Source organism: Streptomyces sp. NPDC101393, assembly GCF_044767385.1.
Classification (GTDB): domain Bacteria; phylum Actinomycetota; class Actinomycetes; order Streptomycetales; family Streptomycetaceae; genus Streptomyces.
Genome location: NZ_JBIWNU010000001.1, coordinates 1,309,220 through 1,317,416 on the forward strand (window position 1 = coordinate 1,309,220; position 8,197 = coordinate 1,317,416).

At 70.2% G+C, this 8,197-nt stretch carries 6 protein-coding genes and 1 rRNA gene; 5 read left to right on the top strand and 2 right to left on the bottom strand.

Translation table 11 applies throughout. The features are described 5' to 3' along the window. The first annotated feature begins 243 nt into the window (after positions 1-243). The 5 genes from ACIRQ7_RS05630 (at position 244) to ACIRQ7_RS05650 (ending at position 7,025) form a co-directional block, all read left to right on the top strand. Positions 244-1,092, top strand: a complete 849-nt coding sequence (locus tag ACIRQ7_RS05630) for a hypothetical protein (protein WP_404260020.1) — start codon at positions 244-246, stop codon at positions 1,090-1,092. After that, positions 1,082-2,407: a hypothetical protein gene (locus ACIRQ7_RS05635; RefSeq protein ID WP_401461436.1), complete on the top strand. Its 1,326-nt coding sequence runs from the start codon at positions 1,082-1,084 to the stop codon at positions 2,405-2,407. The genes ACIRQ7_RS05630 and ACIRQ7_RS05635 overlap by 11 nt, the downstream gene beginning before the upstream one ends. Next, positions 2,404-3,966: an SCO6880 family protein gene (locus tag ACIRQ7_RS05640; protein ID WP_401461435.1), complete on the top strand. Its 1,563-nt coding sequence runs from the start codon at positions 2,404-2,406 to the stop codon at positions 3,964-3,966. Before ACIRQ7_RS05635 ends, ACIRQ7_RS05640 begins: the two co-directional genes overlap by 4 nt. A 39-nt stretch (positions 3,967-4,005) precedes the next feature. Then, on the top strand, positions 4,006-5,475 hold the full coding sequence (locus ACIRQ7_RS05645; protein ID WP_404260142.1) for an ATP-binding protein: 1,470 nt from the start codon (positions 4,006-4,008) through the stop codon (positions 5,473-5,475). A 77-nt stretch (positions 5,476-5,552) separates the two neighbouring features. Continuing rightward, a complete protein-coding gene (locus ACIRQ7_RS05650; protein ID WP_404260143.1) occupies positions 5,553-7,025 on the top strand; it encodes a type VI secretion protein in 1,473 nt (490 codons plus the stop codon). A 242-nt stretch (positions 7,026-7,267) separates the two neighbouring features. Here the strand turns inward: ACIRQ7_RS05650 and ACIRQ7_RS05655 are convergent, their stop codons facing one another. Further along, a complete protein-coding gene (locus ACIRQ7_RS05655) occupies positions 7,268-7,792 on the bottom strand; it encodes a GNAT family N-acetyltransferase (RefSeq protein WP_404260024.1) in 525 nt (174 codons plus the stop codon). 140 nt (positions 7,793-7,932) lie between these two features. After that, positions 7,933-8,049: ribosomal RNA gene (gene rrf, locus ACIRQ7_RS05660) — 5S ribosomal RNA — on the bottom strand. Positions 8,050-8,197: the final 148 nt, after the last annotated feature.

Consider the following 8,197-nt stretch of genomic DNA (forward strand, 5'->3'; position numbering starts at 1 on the left):
CTGCCCGCTGTGCGGGGACAGGAAGACACCGAGACGGCAGGGAGTCGGCGGAAGGGAAAACGGCGATGGGCACAAATAACCCAGAGTCCCCCATTCGCCGCTGTCGCAACGCATCTGAGGGCCCGTCACGGTGAGATGTACTCGTACCACTCCACCCGAGCCGCCGCCCGCGCGGCTACGGTCATATGAGGGCGGCACCACCACAGCGGTGACGGCGATACAGGCAGAGGGGGCACAGGCGCGATGAGTCTCAGCGATGAGGGTGGCTACGGCGGCGACCAGCGCGGCTCCGAGCCGGGCCAGACCCGTACGAGACTTCCCGACGGCGGCGGCGACCTCTACGGATCGGGGCGCCGGTCCCGGGCCGGCCTGTCGAGCCGCAACCTCGTCACCATCGTCGGCGTGGTCGTCCTGCTGATCGCGGCCATCGCGTTCGCCAACCGCAGCGGGGGCGGCGGCACCGGCGACACGGCCTCCAGCGACGCCCCCAAGGGCGCGGACGCCCAGCCCACCGCCCCCACCGGCACCAAGCCCGTCACCGGCAAGAACGGCAGCATCGCCACCGGCTTCGCCAAGACGGAGCAGGGGGCGCAGTCGGCGGCGGCGAATTACGCGGTGGCGTTGGGGTCGGAGCGGATGTTCAAGGTGGCCGGCCGCCACGAGATCGTGGACGCGGTCTACGCCCCCGAGGCCGCCACGAAGCTGAAGGGCCCGCAGGACAAGGCGTACTCCACGTCATTCCTCGCCAAGCTCGGGCTCAATGCCGCGGGTAACGCCCCCCGGGGAAAGACCTTCATCTCGCGCACGATCCCCGTGGGCACGAAGGTCGAGAAGTTCCAGGGCGGGTCGGCCAAGGTCTCCGTTTGGTACACCGGTCTCATCGGGATGGCCGGCACGGGCTCGACCGACCCGGTCCGTACGGACTGGAAGACCTGGACCTTCGATCTGGCATGGACCGACGGCGACTGGAAGGTCGCCGCCGACGCGCAAAAGGACGGCCCGGCTCCGGTCTCGGGGGACATCCCGGCTTCCGGCGCCGGAGAGATGAGCAAGGCGGTCCAGGACTTCGGAGGCTTCACTTATGCCAGGTAGCCCGCGTCGCCGAGTGCTCTCGATCACCGCAGTTCTGACAGCCGTACAGACAACGCTCTTCATGCTGGCCACGCGTGCCGTGGCGGCACCGACACCAACGCCCTCACCGGGCAAGAGCAACGAACCCTGCGATTTGCTGATCGGTCCGGCGAAGGAGTACTGCCAAGACGGCGACAAAGCCGGCTCCACCCCCAAGTCCCCCGGCGGCCTCACCGACGGCAACCCCCTAGACCCCCTGGAGTCCCTCGCCAAGGGATGCGCCAAGGCGGCCGCGTGGATCGTGACCAAGTTGTCGGAGGCCGTGAAGTCGACGTCGCAGGTGGACTTCACGAACGCCGCGTTCCTGCGGCAGTACGCCGTGGTCTTCGCCGCCTCGACGATCCTGACGCTCGTGCTGTGGCTGCTCGCCGTCGCCAAGCGTGCCGTGCGGGGGGTGCGGCTCACCGAGGCGATCGGTGAGGCGATCGGGTTTCTCTGGTTGACGGTTCTCGCGTCCGCGTTCACGCCGCTGATCCTCTACACGATCGTTTCGGCGACGGACGGCGTCACGGAGATCATCGCGAAGGGGACGGGCGCGCAGACGGATACGTTCTTCGGGGCGTTCTCGGAGGCGCTCACGAAGGGTACGGACATCGGTGGCGGCCCGATCATGCTGATCGTGGTGTCGCTGGTGTCGGTGCTGGCGGCCGGTGTGCTCTGGCTCGAACTGGTGATCCGGGCGGCGCTGCTGTACGTGGGCGCGCTGCTGGGGACGGTGGTGTACGCCGGGCTGGTCGACAAGAACATGTGGGGGCATGTGCGGCGCTGGGCGGGCATCATGATCGCGGTGATCATGGTGAAGCCGGTGATCGTGATCGTGCTGGGAATCGCCGGGGCGCTGTCGCACGACAAGGGGCCGAACGCCTTCTCCGCCGTCGTGTCCGGGCTCGCCATCATCATTCTCGCGATCTTCGCAAGTGCCGTGATCTACCGCTTCGTTCCGGGCTTCGGCGACGAGATGGTCTCCGCTCGTTCGAACAAGGGCCGGGCCACCGACGGCAGTCAGGCCGCCGCGATGATCTCCTCGCCCGCCGCGCTGGTGTCCCAGGGCATCAAGACGCACAGCACCCGCAAGTCCGGTGGCGACGGCGGGGGCCAGGCGCAGGGCGGGCAGTCCCAGCCCGCCAACGCGGTGGCCGGCGGCGTGGCCGCGCACAGTTCCCGTTCCGGTGGCGGCCGTTCCGCGGCCCCCGCCACCCCCGCTCCCCGTACGAATCCCAGCACCGGGGGCACCGGCGCCCGCACTGGCAAGACAGCAGGAGGTGAGGGGCGGTGAGCACGCAGTCCCATCCGATCGCGCCCCGTCGCACCTATCTGATCGGGCGCGCGCGGCCCAACGCGATCGTCGGCAAGAACCGCGAGACCGGTGAGATCGCGGTGATCATCGCGGGCGCCTTCATCGGCATGATGTGCGGGCTGCTGGTGCCCGTCCTTCCGCTGCGGATCCTGTCGCTGACGGGCTTCCCGATGCTCGGGCTCGCCGTCGTGTACGTCCCGTACAAGGGCCGCACGTTCTACAAGTGGTTCGAGATCCGGCGCAGTTACCGCCGTACGGTCCGCCGTGGTTCCACCTACCGTTCCGGTACGGCCGAGGCGGGCGTCCGGCTGGACGGCCGGGAGGTCGAGATCGGCCCGCCGCCGGGTATCGGGCGGATCAACTGGCTGGCCGCGCCGTTCGGGCCGGACGAGATCGCGGTGCTGCTGCACGCCGACCGCAAGACGGTGACGGCCGCCATCGAGATCGAGGGCCCCGGCGTCGGCCTGCGCGACAGCGAGGACCAGGAGGCCCTCGTCGACCGCTTCGGCACCCTCCTCAAGCACGTGGCCAACGGCGACGGCTTCGTCACCCGGCTGCAGATCCTCGCGCGTACGCTGCCCGCCGACCCGGACGCGCACGCCAAGGATGTCGCCCAGCGCGGCGCCCCGTCCTCCCCCGACTGGCTGCAGGAGTCCTACGAGCAGCTCCAGTCGATGGTCTCCACCTCCTCCGAGCAGCACCGCGCCTACCTCGTGGCGTGCATGCACTACACCCGCGAACTGGCCGCCGAGGCGCAGACGATGGCGCGTGCGGCCCGGACGCACCGCGGCGGCCTGCTGCGCCAGAAGCTGGACCGCGACGCCGGTCTCGCGGTCGTCATGGCCCGTGAGCTCACCGATATCTGTGCGCGGCTGGCGGAGGCCGACATCCGGGTGCGGCAGCCGCTCGGCCAGGGCCGGCTGGCCTCGCTCGTGCACTCCATGTACGACCCGGACCACCCCATCGACCACATCCAGGCGATGAGCAAGCGCAACGCCTGGCCGGCCGAGCTGGACGCGATGGAGCCGACGTACCTCCAGGCCAAGACCCGTGAGTCGACGACCCGCGCGCCCTGGTGCCACTCCACCGCCTGGGTCAAGGAGTGGCCGCTGACCCCGGTGGGCGTCAACTTCCTCGCGCCGCTGCTGGTGCACACCCCGGATGTGATCCGTACGGTCGCGGTCTGCATGGACCTGGAGCCCACCGAGATCGCCATCGAGCGGATGCTGACGGAGAAGACCAACGACGATGCCGAGGCCAGCCGGGCGGCGAAGATGAACCGCGTGGTCGACCCGCGCGATGTCGCCCATCACGGCCGCGTCGACCAGCGCGGCGAGGACCTGGCGTCCGGCGCGGCCGGCGTCAATCTCGTCGGCTACATCACCGTTTCCTCGCGTTCGCCGGAGGCCCTGGCCCGGGACAAGCGGACGATCCGGGCCTCGGCCGGCAAGTCCTATCTGAAGCTGGAGTGGTGCGACCGCGAGCACCACCGGGCGTTCGTCAACACCCTGCCGTTCGCGACCGGCATCCGCCGTTAACGCCGCAAACAGCCGCTGGGAGGCGCGTACGTCATGGCCATGCTCGACCCGCTCGGGGCGTTCACCGACGCATTCACCAGCTTCCTGTTCGGGAAGGTGGAGACGACACGGCTGCCCGTACGCACCTCCACCGGCCAGGCACAGGCCGTCTATCTGCCGACCGCCGCACCGGGCCTGGGCGACTCCGGCGTGATCATCGGCCGCGAGGTGTACAGCGGCAAGGGCTACATCTACGACCCCTTCCAGCTCTACGGCCAGCAGCTGCCGGCGCCGCACTGGCTGGTCCTCGGCGAGTCCGGCAACGGCAAGTCGGCGCTGGAGAAGACATATGTGCTGCGCCAGCTGCGGTTCCGCGACCGGCAGGTGGTCGTGCTGGACGCGCAGGGCGAGGACGGCGTCGGCGAATGGAACCTGATCGCGCAGGAGCTGGGAATAACTCCCATCCGCCTGGACCCGACCGCCGCCCTCAACGGCGGCATCCGCCTCAACCCCCTCGACCCCTCGATCACCACGACGGGCCAGCTGGCCCTGCTCCGTACGATCATCGAGGTCGCGATGGGGCACGGCCTGGACGAGCGCTCCGGCTTCGCCCTCAAGGTCGCGCACGCCGCCGTCCTCAACGGCTACGGCGCCATCAAGGGCGACGGTTCCGGCACCGACCGGCAGCCGGTCCTGACCGACATCGTCGAGCAGCTGCGGCACCCGGAGGCGGAATCCGCCGACGCGATGAACGTCGACATAGACGATGTCCGCGCCTGGGGCCTGGACGTCGCGCTGGTACTGGACCGCCTCGTCGACGGCGACCTGCGCGGCATGTTCGACGGGCCGACGACCGCGGGCATCGACCTCGACGCCCCGCTGATCGTCTTCGACCTCTCGCACATCGACCGCAACTCCATCGCGATGCCGATCCTGATGGCGATCGTCGGTGTCTGGCTGGAACACACCTGGATCCGCCCGGACCGCAAGAAGCGCATCTTCCTGGTCGAAGAGGCCTGGCACATCATCAATTCGCCATTCGTGGCGCAGCTGTTCCAGCGGCTGCTGAAGTTCGGCCGACGGCTCGGCCTGTCGTTCGTCGCCGTCGTCCACCACCTGTCCGACGTGGTCGACGGCGCGGCCGCACGGGAGGCCGCGGCGATCCTCAAGATGGCCTCGACCCGCACGATCTACGCGCAGAAGGCGGATGAGGCACGCGCCACCGGCCGGGTTCTCGGGCTGCCGCGCTGGGCCGTCGAAATCATCCCGACCCTGACGCCCGGCATCGCCGTCTGGGACGTCAACGGCAACGTCCAGGTCGTCAAACACCTCATCACCGAGGCGGAGCGGCCGCTGGTCTACACCGACCGCGCGATGACCGAGGCCTCGGCGATGACCGCCTCGTCGTCGGTGCACACGGACGAGGCCCTCGCCATCGAACGCGCGGCGGACGCCGAGGCGGAGGAACGCGCCGAAGCGCTGGCCATGGCACGGCAGTTGCGGGACGAGTCGAGTGAGACGGTGGCGTGACACGCGCAGACGCATACGGCCGGAACGCTGACGGCCGGGACGGGCGAGGCGGGCGGGCGCGTGGCGTCCCCGACTCGATGATCATCGGGGTGCTCGCCCTCCTCCTCGGGCTGACCCTGCTGGCCTGGACGGCGACCGGACTGGCCGGCCTGTTCGCGCACGGCGCGTGGCCCGAGGGCGTCACCTACCCCGGTACGCCGATGGCCCTGCGCAGCCTCGCCTCCGCACCGCACGACCTGGCGGCCGCCTGGCCCGACACCCCCAAGGGGCAGCTGTCCGGGTACGGCCTCTTCTGGGGCATCCTCATCGGCGAGCTGATGGTGCTGCTCGTCCTGACGATCTTCACGATGGGGACGATCACCCGCTACCGGACCGTGCGCGCGGCCCGCCGCCAGAGCGCCCGGGAGGCGAAAGAGGCGGCCTGGGAGGCACGGGAAGCACACCGGAAGGCGGCACGGCAGGCACAGCGGCCCGCCGCCGAAGCACCCCGTCCGCAGCCCCTCACGGAGACCGCCACCGCAACGCCCGCCGCGCCGGCCCCGCTCCCCGAGGACCCCGCCGGTGGCCCGCTCCCCGAACAGCGCACCGACTCCCCCGCCGCACCCCTGGGCGAACCGCCCCTCCCCCGCATCGAGTTCGGCACCGACCGTGCCGTGGCCCTCGCCGCCGCCGTGGCCGCCGCTGCCGCCGCCGAGGGCCCGCTGATCGTCGCCACCACCGACCCTGCCCTCTGGGCCGAGACCAAGGACGCCCGCGCGAAGCTCGGCCCGGTGCTGACCTACGATCCGACGCACCGCCTCGACACCCCGGCCCGGCTGCGCTGGTCACCGGCCTCCGGCTGCGAGGACATCGCCGTCGCCGCGTCCCGTGCCGCCGCCCTGCTGGCCCCCGTACGCCCCGCGAGCACCCTGGACTCGGCCGTCGCGGACGCCGCCGAGACGCTGCTGCGCTGCTGGCTGCACGCCGCGGCGGTGGACGGACGGCCGTTCCGGCACTTGCAGCGCTGGGCCCATGCCGCCGGCGGCGCCCAGGAACCGGTACGCATCCTGCGCACCCACCCGCAGTCCTCCGCCGGCCAGGCGGGCGAGCTGGAGTCCGTCCTCACCGCGCATGCCGAACGCCGGGAGATCGCCACGGAGTTGATCGGCCGCACGCTGCGCGCCCTCTCCTCGCTCCATATCCGCGACGCATGCAATCCCCTCCGAGCAGATTCGCTCGTTCTCGAATCATTCATCGACGAAGGGGGAACGCTTTACGTGGTCGGGGAGCCCATCGAGGATCCGCGGCCCGATCCGGGTGCGATGCCGCTGCTCACCGCACTCCTCTCGCACGTGGTCGAGCACGGCCGCCGCATGGCCGAACGGTCATCTGACGGTCGGCTCGACCCACCAGTCACCCTCGTCCTGGACGACATCGCGGCGCTCGCCCCGCTGCCCGCGCTCCCCGGCCTCCTCGACGCCGGACGCACCCGAGGGCTGCTGACCCTGGCCACCATGCGCTCCCGGGAGCAGGCACGGGCCCGCTGGCCGCACCACTCCCTCCCGGCCTGACCCCTACCGGTCGCCTCCCCCGGCCGCGTGAGCTGACCGGCCAGGTCGGACCAGTGCCCGGTGAGATAGCAGTGACCACCACCGGGAAAGACGACGCCGAAGTCACCTTCGACGCCGCCGACAACACCTTCACCGCCCGCCTGCCCTCCCCCACCCACAGCCGGACGCCACACACACCTCGCCGCCCCCGCGACTCCTCACCGGCCACTGACACACCGCCCACGGCCCCCGGACCACCGGCCCTACGCCCGCCGCACCGCCCACTCCCGGTCAACCGCCCCCGAGTTCCCCGGATTCACGACCGTCCGCCCCGTCTCCACAAACCCCAGCGAGCGATACAACGCCTCGGCCCGCACGTTCTCTTCGTGCACCCACAGCCGTACGCGCTCCACCACCGGCTCGGCCAGACCCCACGACCACTCGATGGCCGCCTCGAACAACTCCCGGGCCAGCCCCGTCCCGCGGTGCTCGGGCCGGACGAACGCCCCGACGACCTGCGTCTGCGGCACCGCCTCGCCCTCCTCGAAGAGCACCACCACCATGCCGCCCCAGCTGCCGTCCTCGCTCTCCCCCACGAACGTCAGCGCCACGTCGCCTTCCTCGCTGCGCCGCGCCCGCTCCTGCCACAGCTCATCCGGCCGGCCGGCCGCCACCTCAAAGGTCTCGTCGAACGCCACCCGAGCCACGGGATCGGCCAACGCCGCCAGCCTCAGCTCCTTGAGCCGCTTCCACTCGTCCGCCTTCACCGGTCTGATCAAGTACCCCATCGGCTCAGCATCGCAGCGCCCGAAGCCGCTGACCAGAGACACCGGCACCCAGGAATGCGAGAGAACGCGAAAAGGGTGGGAACGCGAAAAAGCCCCGTCGGGAACCCTAAGGCTCCCAACGGGGCAATCTCACAATAATTGTTCGGCGGCGTCCTACTCTCCCACAGGGTCCCCCCTGCAGTACCATCGGCGCTGAAAGGCTTAGCTTCCGGGTTCGAAATGTAACCGGGCGTTTCCCTAACGCAATGACCACCGAAACTCTATGAAGTTAACCAACCCGGCAATATCACAGGTCGTTACTTCAGAACCTACACAGTGGACGCGAGCAACTGAGGACAAGCCCTCGGCCTATTAGTACCAGTCAACTCCAACCGTTACCGGTCTTCCATATCTGGCCTATCAACC

Bases quoted from the DNA above. Each gene is read 5' to 3' on its own strand.
- ACIRQ7_RS05645 (WP_404260142.1), top strand. From the start codon at position 4,006: ATGCTCGACCCGCTCGGGGCGTTCACCGACGCATTCACCAGCTTCCTG.
- ACIRQ7_RS05650 (WP_404260143.1), top strand. From the start codon at position 5,553: ATGATCATCGGGGTGCTCGCCCTCCTCCTCGGGCTGACCCTGCTGGCC.
- ACIRQ7_RS05630 (WP_404260020.1), top strand. From the start codon at position 244: ATGAGTCTCAGCGATGAGGGTGGCTACGGCGGCGACCAGCGCGGCTCC.
- ACIRQ7_RS05635 (WP_401461436.1), top strand. From the start codon at position 1,082: ATGCCAGGTAGCCCGCGTCGCCGAGTGCTCTCGATCACCGCAGTTCTG.
- ACIRQ7_RS05655 (WP_404260024.1), bottom strand. From the start codon at position 7,792: ATGGGGTACTTGATCAGACCGGTGAAGGCGGACGAGTGGAAGCGGCTC.